The 17,737-nt window shown below is 63.0% G+C and carries 11 protein-coding genes; 9 read left to right on the plus strand and 2 right to left on the minus strand.

Features of this window, described 5'->3' with window-relative positions; translation table 11 throughout:
* The first annotated feature begins 39 nt into the window (after window positions 1–39).
* The 5 genes from JSS27_14245 (at window position 40) to JSS27_14265 (ending at window position 11,445) form a co-directional block, all read left to right on the plus strand.
* Window positions 40–1,917, plus strand: coding sequence for a CocE/NonD family hydrolase (locus JSS27_14245; GenBank protein ID MBS0210105.1), 1,878 nt, complete (start codon window positions 40–42; stop codon window positions 1,915–1,917).
* 94 nt (window positions 1,918–2,011) lie between these two features.
* Window positions 2,012–5,149: a HEAT repeat domain-containing protein gene (locus JSS27_14250; GenBank protein MBS0210106.1), complete on the plus strand. Its 3,138-nt coding sequence runs from the start codon at window positions 2,012–2,014 to the stop codon at window positions 5,147–5,149.
* Between the two features lie 326 nt (window positions 5,150–5,475).
* Window positions 5,476–7,683, plus strand: a complete 2,208-nt coding sequence (locus JSS27_14255) for a DUF1553 domain-containing protein (GenBank protein MBS0210107.1) — start codon at window positions 5,476–5,478, stop codon at window positions 7,681–7,683.
* Window positions 7,684–7,729: 46 nt separating this feature from the next.
* Window positions 7,730–10,000: a PPC domain-containing protein gene (locus JSS27_14260; GenBank protein ID MBS0210108.1), complete on the plus strand. Its 2,271-nt coding sequence runs from the start codon at window positions 7,730–7,732 to the stop codon at window positions 9,998–10,000.
* Window positions 10,001–10,077: 77 nt separating this feature from the next.
* The gene (locus tag JSS27_14265) at window positions 10,078–11,445 is read left to right on the plus strand and encodes a DUF1501 domain-containing protein (protein MBS0210109.1); all 1,368 of its coding nucleotides are present in this window, start codon (window positions 10,078–10,080) and stop codon (window positions 11,443–11,445) included.
* Window positions 11,446–11,656: 211 nt separating this feature from the next.
* Here the strand turns inward: JSS27_14265 and JSS27_14270 are convergent, their stop codons facing one another.
* Both JSS27_14270 and JSS27_14275 read right to left on the minus strand, forming a co-directional pair.
* Window positions 11,657–12,469: an SDR family oxidoreductase gene (locus JSS27_14270; GenBank protein MBS0210110.1), complete on the minus strand. Its 813-nt coding sequence runs from the start codon at window positions 12,467–12,469 to the stop codon at window positions 11,657–11,659.
* A gap of 65 nt (window positions 12,470–12,534) precedes the next feature.
* Window positions 12,535–13,536 carry a Gfo/Idh/MocA family oxidoreductase gene (locus JSS27_14275; GenBank protein ID MBS0210111.1) on the minus strand — a complete coding sequence of 334 codons (1,002 nt, stop codon included), beginning with the start codon at window positions 13,534–13,536 and terminating at the stop codon, window positions 12,535–12,537.
* Window positions 13,537–13,795: 259 nt separating this feature from the next.
* Here JSS27_14275 and JSS27_14280 point away from each other — a divergent pair, with 259 nt between their 5' ends.
* The 4 genes from JSS27_14280 (at window position 13,796) to JSS27_14295 (ending at window position 17,722) form a co-directional block, all read left to right on the plus strand.
* Entirely contained in the window at window positions 13,796–14,512 is a 717-nt protein-coding gene (locus JSS27_14280) for a FadR family transcriptional regulator (GenBank protein ID MBS0210112.1), read from the plus strand.
* 66 nt (window positions 14,513–14,578) lie between these two features.
* A complete protein-coding gene (locus tag JSS27_14285) occupies window positions 14,579–15,430 on the plus strand; it encodes an aldolase (GenBank protein MBS0210113.1) in 852 nt (283 codons plus the stop codon).
* Complete coding sequence (locus JSS27_14290; protein MBS0210114.1) at window positions 15,427–16,164, plus strand: phytanoyl-CoA dioxygenase family protein; 738 nt, start codon at window positions 15,427–15,429, stop codon at window positions 16,162–16,164. The genes JSS27_14285 and JSS27_14290 overlap by 4 nt, the downstream gene beginning before the upstream one ends.
* Before the next feature lie 124 nt (window positions 16,165–16,288).
* A complete protein-coding gene (locus JSS27_14295; protein MBS0210115.1) occupies window positions 16,289–17,722 on the plus strand; it encodes a hypothetical protein in 1,434 nt (477 codons plus the stop codon).
* Window positions 17,723–17,737 lie beyond the last annotated feature (15 nt).

Here is a 17,737-nt window from a genome sequence, read left to right on the forward strand (position 1 = left end):
GAACACCATGAGATTCAACACCACCTGAGCTTACGCATCATGCCGAATCGCACTCGCTTCCTCCTTGTTCTGATCGGCGTCCTCAGCGCCGCGGCCACCACTGCGTTGAGCGCCGAAGTCGTGGGTTTGGAGTACACCAAAGCCCATTACACGAAGTACGAGTATCGGATTCCGATGCGCGACGGCAAACGCTTATTCACCGCGGTCTATGTCCCCAAGGACAAGAGCCAGGCCTACCCGATCATGATGACGCGCACGCCGTACAGCGTGCGCCCTTATGGCGCGGACCAGTACCGCAACGACCTCGGCCCTTCGCCGCTGTTCACCAAGGAAGGCTACATCTTCGTCTATCAAGACGTTCGCGGTCGCTGGATGAGCGAGGGGCATCACGAGAACATGCGGCCGCACCTGGCCCGGAAGGCGAAGCCGACCGACATCGACGAAAGCACCGACACGTTCGACACGATCGAGTGGCTGATCAATCACGTCAAGGGACACAATGGCCGCGTGGGCTTGTACGGCATCTCGTACCCTGGGTTCTATTCGTCGGCCGGAATGATCGATGCTCACCCGGCGCTGCGAGCCGTATCGCCCCAGGCGCCAATTTGCGACTGGTTCATCGGCGACGATTGGCACCACAACGGCGCCTTGCACCTGACGCATGCGTTTAACTTCATGGTCAAGTTCGGCCGCCCGCGCCCCGAGCCGACCAAGAAGTTCGACTATCCGTTCGAGCACGGCACGCCCGATGGGTATGACTTTTTCCTGCGGATGGGACCGTTGGCAAAGGCGAATCTGGTGCATATGAAAGATGAGGTGGCCTTCTGGCACGAATTGATGCGGCACGGCACGTACGACGAATTCTGGAAAGCGCGCAACCTGCGGCCCCATTTGCAGGACATTCGGCCGGCGGTGATGACGGTCGGCGGCTGGTTCGACGCCGAGAATCTGTTCGGCGCGCTCGAAACCTATCGCGCGGTCGAGCGACAAAGCCCCCAGACCAACAACACCCTGGTGATGGGTCCCTGGTCGCACGGCGGCTGGGCACGCGGCGACGGCGATCGGCTGGGGGACGCCACGTTCAACAGCAAGACCAGCGAGTTCTACCGCGAAACGATCGAGCTCAACTGGTTTGAGCGTCATCTGAAGGACAAAGGGGCCAAGGACCATCCCGAAGCCTGGATCTTTCACACCGGCACCAATGAATGGCACCGCTACGATGCCTGGCCACCCCAGCAAGCCGTGAAGCGGACGCTTTACCTCAAGGCCAAGGGTGGCCTCGGCTTCGAGTCGTCACCCAAGGGAGACGTCTTTGAACAATACGTCAGCGACCCCGCCAGGCCGGTTCCTCACACCGACAAGATCAGCAACATCATGGCGGTCGACTACATGACCGCCGACCAGCGGTTTGCCTCGCGTCGCACCGATGTGTTGACTTTTGCCACGGATGAGTTGCCCGAAGATATCACCTTGGCTGGCCCGCTAGAAGTGGACTTGTGGATATCTAGCTCGGGCACCGACAGCGATTTCGTCGTCAAGCTGATCGACGTCTACCCCGACGACCTCGCGGACCCAAACCCGAATCCGACCAACGTACGCTTGGGAGGCTATCAGCAGTTGGTGCGCGGCGACATCATGCGTGCCAAGTTCCGCGACAGCTTCGAGAAGCCCACTCCGCTCAAGCCGAACGAACCGACGCGCGTGCGGTTTACCTTGCAGGACGTGGCCCACGTGTTTCGCCCTGGGCATCGGCTGATGGTCCAGGTGCAAAGCAGTTGGTTCCCCCTGTTCGATCGCAATCCACAGACGTTCACCGATATTTACAGCGCCAAGCCCGAGCAGTTCGAAGCGGCGGCCCAGCGCGTGTACGTCTCTGGGGACCACGCTTCCCACATCGACGTATACGTGCTTCCTTGATCGCGACTGGTTGTCGCCAAGCTCGCGGACTGAGATACTGGCTTCCCCCTTCGCGTCATCCCGCCCTGAATCCTGCCGTTACGGAGAACTTGCCGTGTCAAATCAGCGAGCGCTGCTTGGGTTCGCGTTCTGGAGTGTGGCCTGGTTGGCGTGCGCGCCGCTGGCCCATACCGCCGAGTTCCAGGTGCGCGGCTACACGATCCGTGTGCCGGATGGCTTCACCGTCGAGTTGGCGTGCGACACGTCGCTGGTCAAGTATCCGGTCTGCGCCAACTTCGACGAACGGGGCCGGCTGTACGTTTGCGAAGCATCGGGCACGGCCCAGTGGAACAAGCCCCAGCCCATCGAAACTCGGCATCGCGTCGTTCGGCTCGAGGACTCGAACGGCGACGGCGTGTTCGATCGCCGCACGACGTTCGCCGAGTTCGAGATGATGCCCCAGGGAAGCTGCTGGCTCGATGGCTCGCTCTACGTGGCGGCCGCGCCGGTGATCTGGAAATTGACTGACGCCGACGATGATGGCGTGGCCGAACGCTGCGAAGAATGGGTGAAAACGGACGCCGTGACGGGCTGTCTGAACGACCTGCGCGGCCCGTACCTGGGGCCCGACGGCAACGTTTATTGGTGCAAGGGGCCGGCGACCCAGACTTACTCGCGCGACGGCAAACCCTGGACCAGCGCCGCGCGACACATCTTGCGCCGCCCGCCAAACGGAAAAGATGTCGATGTCTTGATGGTCGGCGGCATGGACAACCCGGTCGAGATCGCCTTTGCCGCCAACGGCGAACGGTTTGTCACCTGCACCAACTTTCAGATGCTGGGCACCCCGCGCGACGATGGCATTCTGCACGCCGTGTATGGCGCGGTTCACCCCAAAGACATTGGCCCCGTGTTCGAGTACCCGTGGACGGGGCCCGACTTGATGCCGCCGTTGACCGGCTGGGGGGCGATGTCGCCGGCGGGGCTGATGTGCAATGAATCGTCGGTCCTCGGTCGCGAATACCAGGGAAATCTGTTCTCGGCCCTGTTCAGTGGTCATAAGGTCATGCGCCACGCGCTGGCGCCGTCGGGCTCGACGTACGCATCGCGCGACGAGGACTTCCTGGTCTGTGACGATGTGGCGTTTCATCCGACCGATGTGCTCGAAGACGCCGATGGCAGTTTGCTGGTCATCGAAACCGGCGGCTGGTACTTGCACTGTTGTCCGTCGTCGACGTTCTATCGCCCCGACGTCAGCGGCGCGATCTACCGGGTCCGAAAATCGAACGCCGCGAAAGTCGCCGACCCACGCGGGGCCACGGTTGCTTTTGCCAATCTAGCGCCGGATGCGTTGGCGACGATGCTGGGGGACGCGCGTCCCGCGGTACGTCGCCAGGCGACCGAGCAACTTGCCGGGCGCGGAGTGGACGCGCTCCCCGCGTTGCAAGCCACGCTGAAGGACAGCCCGTCGGTCGAAGCCCGCTGTGCCGCGGTCTGGACAACGACGCGCATCGCCGGCCCCGAGGCGCGGGCGCTCGTTCGCGAAGCGCTCGCCGATCGCGATGTAACAGTCCGCCAAGCGGCGCTGAACTCGATTAGCCTGCACCGTGATCCGGCGGCTTCGCCGACGCTGACCAAGATGCTCGCCTCGGGCACGCCCCACGAGCGTCGACTGGCGGCCGAGACGTTGGGGCGTCTGCACGACCGTGCCGCGGTGCCAGCCCTCTTGGCCGGTCTGTCGACTCCGGCTGATCGATTCTTGGAGCACGCGTTGATCTACGCTCTGATCGACATTGCCGACGCCGATGCCACGTCGCAAGGTCTGACAAGCCGCAACGTCGCTGTCCGCCGAGGCGCGCTGATTGCGCTGGACCAAATGCACGCCAAAACTCTCGATCCGCAACGAGTGATCGCCGAACTCGATACCGCCGACGAGCGGATGCAGGATGCCTCCTGGTGGATCGTGTCGCGACATGCCAAGGAGTGGGGCGGACTGCTGGCCGAACGCCTGAGAAAAAGTCTGGCCAACACCAGCGCGAGCGCGGACGAACGCGCCGTGTTGAAAAAGCGTTTGGCCAAGCTGGCCCGAGCGCCCGGCTTGTCGAGTTGGCTGGTGACCGAGTTGACCGCCGCCCAGGTAGCGCCCGAGACGCGGATGCTGCTGCTCGAGGCCATGAGCGACGCTGGCGGCCAGTTTGCCGAGCCCCAGTGGGTCGAGGCGCTGTTGACCATGTTGCAACAGCCGGCCGATCGGCAACTGTCAACGCAGTTGATCGCCACGTTGGCGAAAATGCCTCCGGTGGCCACGCGCGATGACGCCGGGCGCAAACTTTACAAGGCGCTCAATGCCGGCTTGCTCGCTTCGGCGCGCGACGCTCAGCTTGCCCCCGAGGCGCGAGTTCGCGCCCTGGCGGGCATTCGCGACAAGTCGCTCGGCGCGATCGACGACGAGTTGTTTGGGTTTCTGCTGCTGAACCTGGCGCCCGATCAACCGTTGGCCTTGCGCACCAGCGCGGCTGAGGCGTTGGCCCGGAGCAAACTGAACGCTAACCAGTTGTCACGTCTGGCGGGCGGTTTGAAGAACCTGGCACTGTCCGAACTGAACGTCGTGCTGCCTTTGTTCCAGGGGCAAGCGGACGACGCGCTGGGACGCCGGCTGGTGTCATCGCTGCAGGGCTCGTCGTCAGCCGACGGGTTGAACGCCTTTCGTCTGCGCACGGTGCTGGGCACGTTCAGCGAGCCAGTGCTCAAGGAAGCCCAGCCGCTGTTCGATCGGCTCGAACAGGCCCAGGCCGAGCAACTGGCCAAGGCGACTCGCGTGTTGACCCTGTTGCAAAGCGCCGATCCTCATCGTGGCATCCAGGTGTTTTTGAGCCAGAAGGCGGCTTGTGCTTCGTGTCACAAGGCGGCGCACGTCGGCGGGGTGACGGGGCCGCACCTGCAGGGAGTCGGCAAGCGTCGCACCGAACGGGATCTGATCGAGTCGATACTGTTTCCCAGCGCGTCGCTGGTGCAAAGCTACGAATCGTGGGTCGTGGCCACCACCGACGGGCGGATGTTGAATGGAGTGTTGTTGGAAGACCGCCCCGATGAAATCTTGCTGTCGGCCGGTGTCGACAAAACCTACCGAATTCCGCGCGCGGCGGTCGAGCAAATGCAGCGGAGCGAGTTGTCGATCATGCCGACCGGGCTCGACAAGACGCTCAGCGAGCAGGAGCTTGCCGACCTGGTCGCGTACTTGAAGTCACTTTGACGGCCCGCTCTTTTCTCGGCTGCGGCGCCGATTTCCGCACAGATGGCAAACCTGGCCGGATGCCGCGATAGCATTCGCAAGTGGATGCTGCAAAACAACTTGCATCTCGCTACTGGTCTGCAACGGCAATCTTATAACGCGAATGTGATTGATCGAGTCCACACTGACTCATTAAAATTGACCGATGAACTTGGTGGTTCCCTGGTCCCCAGCCCAGCGGATCAAACACCAAGCCCCCGCCTGTTTGAACTCCCACCAACTGCATTCACTTCGGATCGAGACGAATGTCTTTCCCGTCGACCTCGACCAGTCGAACGACGCTCCCGATGTTCTTATGGGGAGCCCTATTGGCGCTTGGTGTCTGCCTGGGCTTGGCCCCGGGGGCTTCGGCTGCCGATCGGCCAGTCAGCTTTATCAATGAAGTCGTGCCGGTCCTGACCAAGGCGGGTTGCAACGCCGGGGTCTGCCATGCCAAGGCGATCAAGGGTCAGAACGGGTTCCAGTTGTCGCTGTTCGGCTACGAGCCGCGCGAAGATTACGATCACATCGCCCACGAAGGTCGCGGCCGGCGCATCTTCCTGCCGGCTCCCGACCGCAGCCTGCTGCTGTTGAAGGCTTCGGGTCAGTTGCCACACGGGGGTGGCGTGCGCCTGGACCGCAGTTCGGAAGGCTATGCCGTGTTGCGCGAGTGGATTCGCCAAGGGGCGTTGTTCGATCCACCGACGGGCCCCACCCTGTCCGCGCTTGAAATCGAACCGTCTCGCGCATCGATGGCGCGTAACTCGCAACAGCAGCTCAAATCGCTGGCCCGCTATTCGGACGGCAGCGTCCGCGACATTACGAGCATGGCCCTCTACGAAACCAGCGACCGCGCGTTGGCCGAAGTTTCGGGCCAGGGGCTGGTTCGCGTGCTGGATATTGCCGGCAACGCCTCGGTGATGGTGCGTTACCAGGGGCGCGTGGCCGTGCTGAGCGTGTCGATTCCACTGGGCTCTCCGGTCGATCAATTGCCGGCGTCGCGCAACTTTATCGATGACCTGGTGTTCGCCAATCTCAAGAAGCTGGGCGTGCAGCCCTCGCCTGTTTGCGACGATGCCACGTTCGTGCGGCGTGTCACGTTGGACATTGCCGGTCGGATGCCCACCGAGGCCGAGACCACGGCGTTTCTGGCCGATGGCGATGCCGCGAAGCGCGACCGGCTGATCGATCGACTGTTGGGCAGCGCGGACTACGCCGACTATTTCGCCGGCAAATGGGCGGCGCTGTTGAAGAACCGCCGCGAAAACGCCAGCGACCTGGTGGCGAACTTTGCCTTTCATGCCTGGGTGCGCGACAGCCTGCTGGCCAACAAGCCCTACGATCAGTTCGTGCGCGAGCTATTGGCCGCCACGGGCACGATCGTCGGCAATCCGCCGGTGGCCTGGTACAAGCGCGTCAAAGAACCCAAGCAGCAGATCGAAGACATCGCCCAGTTGTTCCTGGGCGTGCGGATGCAGTGTGCCCAGTGCCACCATCACCCGTTCGAGAAGTGGAGCCAGGACGACTATTACGCTCTGACCGCTTTCTTCAGCCAGGTCGGCCGCAAGCCTTCGCTGACGCGCGACGAAGATCTGATCTTCCACAAGCGCGGGCTCGCCACGGCGACCAACGTGAAGACCGGCCACCAGTTGAAGCCGGCCGCGCTCGGGGACAACATGCCGAGCATCGCTCCCGACGAAGACCCGCGGCTGCGGCTGGCCGATTGGATGAGTTCGCCTGACAACCCGTTCTTTGCCAAGTCGCTAGTCAACCGCTACTGGAAGCATTTCTTTCAGCGCGGGCTGATTGAACCCGAGGACGACATTCGCGACACCAACCCGCCCACCAATCCCGAACTGTTGGCGGCGCTGGAACAGCACTTCATCAAGAGCAAGTTCGACCTGAAGGCGTTGGTCCGCACCATCGTCCGGTCCAACGCCTATCAACTCAGCTCGCAGCCGAACGAATACAACCTGGGGGATCGGCAGAACTATTCGCGGTTCTATCCCCGCCGGCTGCCGGCCGAAGTGATGCTCGACGCGATCGACCGGCTGGCGGGGGCGCAGACCGATTTCGCCAACTTGCCTGCCGGCACCCACGCCATTGCGCTGCCCGATAGCAGCTACAACCAATCGTCGCCGTTCCTCAAGGTGTTTGGTCGCCCCGCCGGGGAAAGCGTTTGCGAATGCGAACGTGTTCAATCGTCGAGCCTGGCGCAAAGCCTGCACCTGATTAACGCCGCCGATATCAAGGCCAAGCTCACGGCGGCGGCCGGCCGGGCGCAGCGGCTGGCCAAGGAAGACCGGCCGGCCGAGGCCAAGATTCGCGAGTTGTACCTGCTGGCGTTCTCGCGCGAGCCGCGGGCCGATGAGTTGAAGACCGCGACGGACTACCTGGCCGAAGCGCGCACCGACGTCAACGGCAAGCCGATCGATCCGCAACAAGTGGCGCGCGAGAACTTCCAGGATCTGCTCTGGGCGCTGATTAACACCAAAGAGTTCCAGTTCAATCACTAAACCGATGATGACCAGGCAAGATGCTATGGGACTGATGCCGCACTTCATTCGCACGCTCGGGCGCCGTCGTTCGCTGGCGCTGTTCGCCGTTGGCACGCTGTTGGCATGGAGCATGCCAACCGATCTGGTGTGGGCCCAGCCGGTGGGCCTGCCGGCGCCTCGCTTGCTGACCACCATGCCCATGGGCGCTCAGGTCGGCGGCGAAATCGACGTGACGATCGCCGGTGACGATTTACAGCAAGCCGACGAGTTGGTGTTTTCCGATCCACGCCTGGTCGCTACGCACAAGCGAGACGCGGCCGGCAAGATTCTGCCGAATCAATACACGGTCAAGATCGCGGCTGATTGCCCCTTGGGGCTGCACGAGGCCCGCGTGATGACCCGCCTGGGCCTTTCGTCATCGCGGGCCTTCTCGGTCGGCGCGCTGTCCGAGGTCGCGCGGACCAAGGCGAACACGTCGGCGGAAACCGCGATGGAACTGAAGGTCAATTCCATTTGCAACGCCTCGACCAGCCCGCGCAATATCGATTACTACTCGTTCGAGGGGCGCAAGGGACAGCGGATTGTCGTCGACTGTGGCGCGAAGGGAATCGATTCCAAGTTATCGGCCGTGCTGATCGTGGCCGACGCGACAGGAAACGATCTGGCCGTCGAGCGGCGAGGCGGCGCGCTTGACTTCACGCTGCCGCAGGACGGCAAGTACCTGATCAAAGTTCACGAGTTGACCTACCAAGGTGGCCCGGCCTATTTCTATCGCCTGGCGCTGCAGGAGTTGGCCCCCGGCGCCCCCATCGTGCGTTTGCCGGCGACGCGAACCGTGAACTCCTTTTCGTGGCCACCCACTGGTCTTGCCGAGCAAGCGGCCGCCCAGGAAGTCGAACCGAACAACGTCACCCAGGCGCAAAAGATCACGCTTCCTTGCGACATCTCGGGCAGCTTTTTCCCGGCCGCCGATGTGGATGTGTTCGAGTTCGACGCCAAGAAAGGGGACGTCTGGTGGGTCGAGGTTGCTTCCGAGCGGTTCGGGCTGCCGACCGATCCCGCCGCGCTGGTGCAACATGTCGGCACGGCCGATGGCGCCGAGAAGCTGACCGATGTGGCCGAGCTGAGCGACATTCCCAGCCCGGTCAAGATTTCGAGCAACGGCTATGCGTACGATGGTCCTCCTTACAACGCCGGCTCGGCCGACGTGCTGGGCAAAGTAGTCATCCAGCAAGATGGCCGTCATCGGCTGTCGTTGTCCGATTTGTTCGGCGGCACGCGAAACGATCCGCGCAATGTTTATCGGTTGGTGATTCGCAAGGCAGCGCCCGACTTCGCCTTGGTCGCCTGGCCGCTGCACATGGAGCTGCGCAATGGCGACCGCAACGCGCTTTCCAAGCCGATTGCCCTGCGTGGCGGCGCGACGATGGCGCTCGAAGTCGTGGTCGTGCGGCGCGATGGCTTCGACGGAGAAATCGAACTTGCCATGGACCGCTTGCCCTCGGGCGTTCGTGCCACGGGGCTAAAGATTCCGGCCGGCAAGTCGCGCGGCATCATGTTGGTGACCGCCGACGAGCACGCCTCGCACGGGTATGCCAGCGCCAACTTCCTTGGTCGCGCCAAGATCGACGGCGTCGAAGTCGCGCGGCCGTGTCGGCTGGCGACGATGGCCTGGCCCGTGCCCGATGCCTGGGGCGAACTCCCTTACCCGCGGCTGATGGCCGATGTGCCCGTTTCGACCAGCGGCGAAGAGTTGGCGCCGGTAACCTTGGCCGCGGCCAAGCGCGAAGCGTTCGAGGCGCCGGCTGGCACGAAGCTGACGATTCCGCTCACCGAAGTTCGCCGCGGCGAGCTGAATGCCAACGCGATTTCGATGCGTGTCTTTGGCGCTGGTTTTGAACAGTCAGCGGCGGTGAGCGTGTCGCTCGCCGCCGACAAGACCGAAGTGGTGTTCGATCTGGCCGCGCTCAAGACGCCGCCGGGCGATTATCTGATCGCCTTGTACGGCGGCACGGTCGCCAAGTATCGTCCCTGGTCCGAGGCCGCGGTCAAGGCCGAAGCCCAACAGCGCGACGCCCAGGCCCAGGTCGCCGCGCTCGACAGCGAGGCGAAAAAACTCGACGCCGCGGCCAAAGCTGCCCCGCCCGAAAAGAAGGTGCAAGCCGACGAGGCGTGCAAGCAAATGGCCACCAAGCAAAAGACGGCCATGGCGGCGCTGAACACGGCGGCCGAACAAGCCAAGAAAGCGGCGGCAGCCTCCGAGCCGAAGGGGATCGCCGATATCGTCGTCTCGGAACCGATCATGATTCGCGTCTTGTCGGCGGAGAAAAAATAGCCATGTCCAGCGCTCGATCCAAACATTGCCCTGGTCCCGCCAGTGGAACCTCGGCCAGTCGGCGGTCGTTCCTCGAAATGGGGCTGGCCGGGTTCGGCTGCCTGACGCTGCCGGGGCTGTTGCGGCTGCGCGCCGAGAACTCGCTCTATGCGGCCGACATGGGCCAGACGCCGCGCGAGAAGAAAGCCGTCATCATGGTTTGGAAGCCGGGCGGCTGTTCGCACATCGACTCGTACGATCCCAAGCCGAACGCCAACAGCGATTATCGCGGGCCCTTTGCCACCATCTCGACCAAGGTGCCGGGCCTGCAATTCACCGAGTTGCTGCCGCGGCACGCGGCGCTTGCCGATCGCTTTACGGTGCTGCGGTCGATGCAGCAGGGGGCCGGCGGCCACCCGGCCGGCTCGATGCAGATGTTGTCGGGCGACTCGGACACTCGCGACAAGCCCAAGCCGCGCTTGCCCGACTGGATGGCGGTGACGAACTACTTGCGATCCCAGCAAGGCCCGCGCAACAATCCGCTGCCGGCCTACGTGGGGGTCAATCCGCCGCTGGAATACAACGGCCCGGCATACTTAGGAGACGCCTACTCGCCATTCATCGTCCGAGGAGACCCCAGTTCCCCCACGTTCTCGGTGCCGAACATCGGGTTGGCCGACGCGGGCGAAGTGATGCGGCTCGATCGACGCACGGCGCTGCGCCGCAAGCTCGACACGCTGGAACGCGCCTTCGACCAACAAGGCGAACTGGCCGCGCTTGACGAGTTCGAGACGCAAGCGCTGACCCTGCTGACCAATCCCAAGACGAAAGAAGCGTTCGATCTAACCCGCGAAGAGGACCGCGTTCGCGATCGGTACGGCCGGAACCAGTGGGGGCAACAACTGCTGCTGGCGCGACGCTTGATCGAAGCGGGCGTTGACGTGCTGACGACCAGCCTGAGCGGCCCGTTGTGCGGCCGAGTCAACAACTGGGACGATCACGCGGTGAATCATCACGTCTTTGACGCCATGCGATTCCGCGCCGAAGTCTATGACCAGGCCGTGACCGCGCTGATCGAGGACATTTACGAACGCGGACTCGACAAGCGAGTGCTCGTCGTGGTGACGGGCGAGTTTGGCCGCACGCCCAAGATCAGCTACGCCGCCAGCACCGGCGTCGGCAACGCCAGCGCGCCGGCCGGCACGATGCAGCCGGGCCGCGACCATTGGCCGCGGGCGTACTCAAACATCTGGGCCGGCGGCGGCATCGAAACGGGCCGGGTGATTGGCGCGACCGATAAACGCGGCGAAGACGTAGTCGAGCGCCGCTGTGGCCCGCACGATTTCTTGGCCACGATCTATCACCACCTGGGCATTGACTCAGCGACGACCTTCATTCAGGACTTCAACGGCCGCCCCACGCCGATCGTCGACCACGGTCGGCCAATTCCCGAGTTGATCGGCTAATCAACGAGTCGCCAGCAGCGGACGGTCGATGCTGATCCGTGGCGGCAAGTCAGGCCCGAGCCACCCCGTCGCACCGGTCGCCACGACCACGACCTGCCCCCCCGGTCGTGCCCGCTTCAAGCGGCACCTTGTACGTGGTGGCCGAGGCGCGTGGCTGGCAAAGCAAGCGCGATGGCAACTCGAAACGTACCTAAGCGCGCAAGCCAAAACCTCACCAGGCGGTCCAGCCACCGTCGATGATCAGATTTTGGCCCGTCATGTAGCTGCTGGCCGTGCTGGCCAGGAAGACTACGGCCCCTTTGAGTTCGTGCGGATGCCCCATGCGCCCCAGCGGCGACTTCTGTTGCAGCCGTTCGACCATTTCGGCCGGCGCCTTTTCACTCGGGAACGGACCTGGGCTCAGACAGTTCACACGGACGTTGTCCTTCGCCCAATAGACCGCCAGGTGTCGCGTTAATTGGACAATCGCTCCCTTGAGCGCGTGGTACGCAGCCGGGCTTGCCGCGCAGACTCCGGCATAGGCCTCGGGATAGGAGCCGACGACGCCATACATCGAACCGAGCAAAACGATGCTCGCCGGCGCCCCGCGCTCAACGGCTGAGTCGCGCGCTAGTTTCGCCAGTTCGAAATACCCAGTGGCGTTGCCGAGGTGCCGCGAGAACTCTTCGGGCGTCACGGTTGTCCAATCGGCGGCCAGGGCCTCGTGGCCGTTGTTGACCAGGATGTCGACTTTGCCAGCGCGGCCGAGCGCTACTTGAAAGCTGGCCTCGAGCGAATCGAGGCGCATGTGGTCGAGCGCGATGCCAGCGTGCTGTGCCTTGCCAACCGTTGGCAAGGTCGCGGCGGCCGCTTGGGCGCGCTGGGCGTCACGGCTGGTCACGATTACCGAGGCCCCGGCTTCAGCCAGTCCGCGGCACATCGCCGACCCCAAATGGCCGCAGCCGCCGGTAACCAGCGCCACCTGCCCAGTCAGGTCGAACAGTTGTTTAACGCTGGGTTCGGTCGCATTCGTGGAGTTGGTCATTATGGGGACCGTGTTGACAACGTCAGTGATCAAGTAATCAAGCCGTTAGAGAGTGCGCACCGCGATCAGGCATCGCGCCCAATGGTCTGCCACTTGCCCACTTTGACGCTGGCGAGGGCGGCCAGATTGACTCGCAACGTCTGCAAACCTTCGGCCAGTGTACATGGTGGGGGTGTGCGATGGTCGACCGCGTTGAGAAACTGCTGGGCTTGCTCGACGAAAATTGCGTCGCGCGACAGCGGCTCGCCAGGCATGTCGGTCCACGGCCCGTCGGGAACCGTCATATAGCGCCAGCGCTGGGTGTGCGACTCCCAGCGCACGGTGCCGCGTTGGCAATTGACGGTAATCACCACTTCGTTCGGCGGTTGAAATTGATTCAGGCTGTAGCTCCCCAGCACGTCGCCATGGCGCGTCAGCAGATGGGCCGTATCTTCCACGGCCACCCCTTCGAGCACGCAATGGGCCGCGTCGGCGACGAGCCGATCGATCGGCCCAACCAGCCATTCGCCGGCATTGAGGACGTGCGTGAGCGCATCCTGAATAGCGCCGCCGCCCAAAGCGTGGTCAACGTAATAGGTATTGCGATATGCTGGTCGATAGCTAGGGAAGTGCTGGCCGCAGGTGGCGACGATCTCGACCGGTTTGCCGAAACGGCCGCTTTGAATGGCCTCGCGCATAGCGCTCAGGGTTGGGATGCACCGGTAAACATACGCCACGCCAACGACTACGTTACGCTCGCGTGCCACGCACGCCAGCCGGTCGCTCCCCAGCGTGCTGGTGCCGAGGGGCTTCTCGATCAACACGTGGCTGCCCGCATCGGCGAGAATGGTGGCGATTTCCAGGTGGGACGGAGCGGGGGTGGCGACCACGGCCACGTCGCAACCTGGCGTGGCCATGGCCAACTCGGCGAAACCGGGCACTCGATAACGCTCGGCAATCGTGGCGCGTAGCGAGTCGTTCGTCTCGACGAACGAGACATCGGCTCGGCCGGTCGCCTGAAAGCAGCGTAAATGGCGTTCGCCAATCGAGCCCACGCCGATGATCAGGACGCGATGTCGATGGTTCATCGTCTGGCTTTCTGGTTCGACCGCTCGCGGTCGCCACGGTGGTGATTCTAAGCGTGCCCCCGCATTGCCACTGGCCGGCAGCAGCGGATTTCCTTGACAGGCGACAATAAATGGTATTATATAATGCGAGTGCCGCAAGAGCGGCAGGTCGCAAACTATGCCAGGCAGTTTACTACCGTTCTTCCAGCCGCGGAATAGTGCGAGATCGCCCAGGAGCAGCAGCGGTCGGCATGGCGTCTCATAAAATAGGTTTTAATTGATGGCCGACGAATCGCGAAAGAACCTGTCACAGCAACTCGCCGAGCGCCTGCGGCAACATATTGAAAAGGCTCGTCTGCCCGACGGTGAGTTGTTCATGACCGAGGCCGAGGTGGCCGAGAAGTTCCAAGTGTCGAGAACCGTCGCGCGTGAAGCCGTCGGGCGATTGCGGGCAATCGGGTTGCTCGAGGGGCGGAAGCGCAAAGGACTGATCGTGCGCCGCCCCGATCCGGTGCTATTGTTCTCCGCCAGTCTGCCGTCATTGATCAGGTCGGACCAGGATTTGGCCGAACTCGCCCGGCTGCGCTATGTCCTGGAAGTCGGCGCCATCGAGCTGGCAGTCAAGAACGCCAGCGATGAACAGATCGCACGGCTGGTGAGCATTGGCCAGAAGTTCCAGCAAGCGGTCAATGGCCGGGCGGCGGCGAAGAAGCAGAAAGAACTCGACATCGCCTTTCACTCGCTGTTGTTGGAGATGACCGGGTCATCCCTGGTCGCCGGTATGCAGCGTGTACTGGTCGATTTCTTTCGCACGGTGACCACGAGCACACCCTTGGATGCCTCGAATGCCGAACGAATTGTGTGGGAGCACGCGGAACTGGCCGCGGCTATTCGCGACCGCGACGTCGAGCGAGCCCGCGCGATGATTCGCGCCCAGGTGCGTCGTTATCTGCCCGAGGGCCCTCAGGCCACTCAAGAACCGGTACGGATTGCCTGAACCCGACAACCGTCGGCCCGCCTGCTTTGATCACCGCGATTTAACTGATCCACCTAAGGAGTAGTCATGAGAGCAAGTCGAGTGAAGGCCAAGCTAAATCGTGACGAACCGGCGCTGGTGACCTGCCTGCATTTTACCGATCCGGCGGTCTATGAGATGACCAGCCTGCTCGGCTTTGACGCGATTTGGATGGACCTGGAACATCACGCGACGGGCCAGGAAACCGCCGCTGGATTGATGCGGGCAGCGCGAGTTGGGGTTTCCGACATTCTTGCTCGGCCGGCCAAGGGAGAATTCATGCGGATGGGCCGGCTGTTGGAAGCTGGCGCGCAGGGGATCATGTATCCGCGCTGTGACGATGCGGCCGAGGCCCGCGAGGTGGTGCGCTGGATGAAGTTTGCGCCGCACGGATCGCGCGGATTCGACGGCGCCGGCGCCGACTCTGGCTACTGCTCGATGCCCATGGCCGACTATGTAGCCGCCGCCAACCGCGAGACTTTCTGCGTGATTCAGTTAGAGGAACAAGCGTCCGTTGACCGCGCGGAAGAGATTGCCGCGGTGCCGGGCGTCGACGTGCTGATGTTCGGGCCAGCCGATTTTTCCGTGCTGGGCGGTTTTCCCGGCGCGTTTGATCACCCCCGGATTCAAAGCGCCGTGCAGAAGGTTGCGGACGCCGCCCGCAATCAGGGCAAGCATTGGGGGACGCCGGCATTTTCAGTGGAGCATGCCCAACAGTTGATGGAACTTGGCGCGCGACTGCACTTTCACATGGCCGACATCGTGCTGGTGCGACGTGGGCTGCAAGCTATCCAGCGGCAATTCGCCCCATTGGGCTTCACCTTTGACGATACGACGACCCGATCAGGACATTATCTCGAGGGAGCCACGGCAACGCGTCCCAAGCCTGCCCAGCCATGAACATTGATGTTGCCCGACTTCAACACGATTATGAGCGCGACGGCGTGGTCGTGATTCGCGAACTGTTCACCGCCGAACAAACCGCCGCGCTACGCGGAGAGTTGGATGGTTATGTCCGCGACGTGCTGGCGTCCAAACCGGCCGACGCGCGCACGATCGAAGACGACGGCAAGACCGTGCGGAACCTGTGGCGTTTAGAGCAACATCTGCCGGCGATCGTGCCGATGGTGGCTCGCCCAGACATCGTGGCGCTGGCCGGGCGACTCGTTCGCGGCGAGCCACGGTTGTGCGCCGTCGAGACATTCAACAAACCGGCACGCGTCGGGTCCGGTGTGCCTCCCCATCAGGACAACGCCTACTTTTGCCAGACGCCCCCCGACATGCTGACGATCTGGATTGCGCTCGACCCCGCCACGCCTGACAATGGCCCGGTCTACTATGTGCGCGGCTCGCACACGTCGGGCGTGCTGCCGACAAAACCCTCGGGCGTGAAAGGGAACTCGATCGGCCTGGCCGAGCCTCCGGCGACGCCGCTTGCTGACCAGCTTTGCGGACTGCTCGCGCCCGGTGACGCCCTGATTCATCATTGCCAGACGATCCACCAATCGGCGCCAAATCGGAGCGGCCAATCGCGTTTGGGACTGCTGCTCGTCTATCGCGGCGCACATACGCGAACCGACCCCGGGCTCCAAGCCACCTACGCTGCGGCTGCTACCGCGAACCCGCCCGCCTAATCCGAAGCCCCCCGGAGAATACCGCCACACCATGATAACTCACCTCGCCAACTCAGCCTCGCGCCGGCATTTCCTGCGAACCGCCGGCGCCCTATCGGCCCTGGCCGTTACCGGCGTCGCGCGCATCGTCCAGGCTGTGCCAACCGCGGACGCCCCGTTGGACTTGGGCTCGCGGCGCGAATTGTTCGTCGACCGATACTTGATCGAGAAACTCGACAACGTGCGGCTCAAGCTGCACGAGCCTCGCGATGAGGGCGAGGTATTGCGCTATGACGCACCGTGGGAAGGCCAGTTCTGTGGCTACTGCACCGTGATCCGCGACGGCGACACATTTAGGCTTTACTACCGCGGCAAGGCGGCGGGGCGCGACGGCACCGGAGAAGTCACCTGTTATGCCGAAAGCAAGGACGGCCAGCACTGGGCCAAGCCGAAGCTGGGGCTGTGTGAAGTAGCTGGCTCGAAGGATAATAACGTCATCCTCGACGAGGCCGGAGTGACGCACAATTTCAGCCCTTTCCTCGACACCAGGCCCGACGTGCCGACCAACGAGCGTTTCAAGGCGCTCGGTGGCGTGCATGACAGCAAGAATCCCAGTGGCGGATTGATGGCCTTGGCATCGGCGGATGGCATACATTGGCGGCCGTTCCACAATACCGCCGTCATCACGCGCGGCGCGTTCGATTCGCAGAACGTGGCGTTCTGGTCGCCGACCGAGCAATGTTACGTCTGCTTTTTCCGCATCTTCACTTCGGGCGTTACCACGGCCACGGAATGGAAGGTCGCTGGCCTACGCTCGGTGTCGCGCGCCACTTCGAGCGATTTCATTCATTGGAGCCAACCCGAGCGGATGCGTTGGGAGCCGCCGCAGGAAGTTCATATTTATATCAGTCAAACGCATCCCTATTTCCGGGCGCCGCACATCTATCTCGCCACCGCGGCCCGGTTCATGCAAGGCCGGCAGGCCATCACCGAGGAGGAAGCCAAACAGATCAACGTCAGCCCGGGCTATTTCCTGGACGTGTCTGACGCCGTACTGTTGACCTCGCGCGACGGCCACACCTATCAACAAACATTCCGCGAAGCCTTGATTCGACCGGGCCTGCGCCCGAATGAATGGGTGTCGCGAACCGGGTATCCGGCGTTGAATGTCGTGCAGACTGGTCCGAACGAAATGTCGCTCTACACGAACCAGGATTACGCGCAGCCGAGCGCTCACTTGCGGCGGTACTCGCTGCGGCTCGATGGCTTTGCTTCGATAAATGCCCCCTATGAGGCGGGCGAGTTTATTACCAAGCCGCTGCGCTTCGCGGGGCGGAATTTGAAGTTGAATTACGCCACGTCGGCCGCGGGGAGCATTCGAGTCGAGATTCAAGACGCACAAGGGGTTCCGTTGCCAGGCTACACGGCCGATGACTGTGTCGCGTTGCTCGGCAATCGGATTGAACAGGCCGTCGGGTGGAAAGGGGGGCACGACCTGAGTGCGCTGGCCGGCCAAACGGTGCGACTCCGGTTTCTGATGCGGGATGCCGATCTCTACTCGCTGCAGTTCACGCCGTAGCTTTCTTTCTCTAGA

The sequence above is a fragment of the Planctomycetota bacterium genome (genome assembly GCA_018242585.1).
Taxonomy (GTDB): Bacteria; Planctomycetota; Planctomycetia; order Pirellulales; family PNKZ01; genus JAFEBQ01.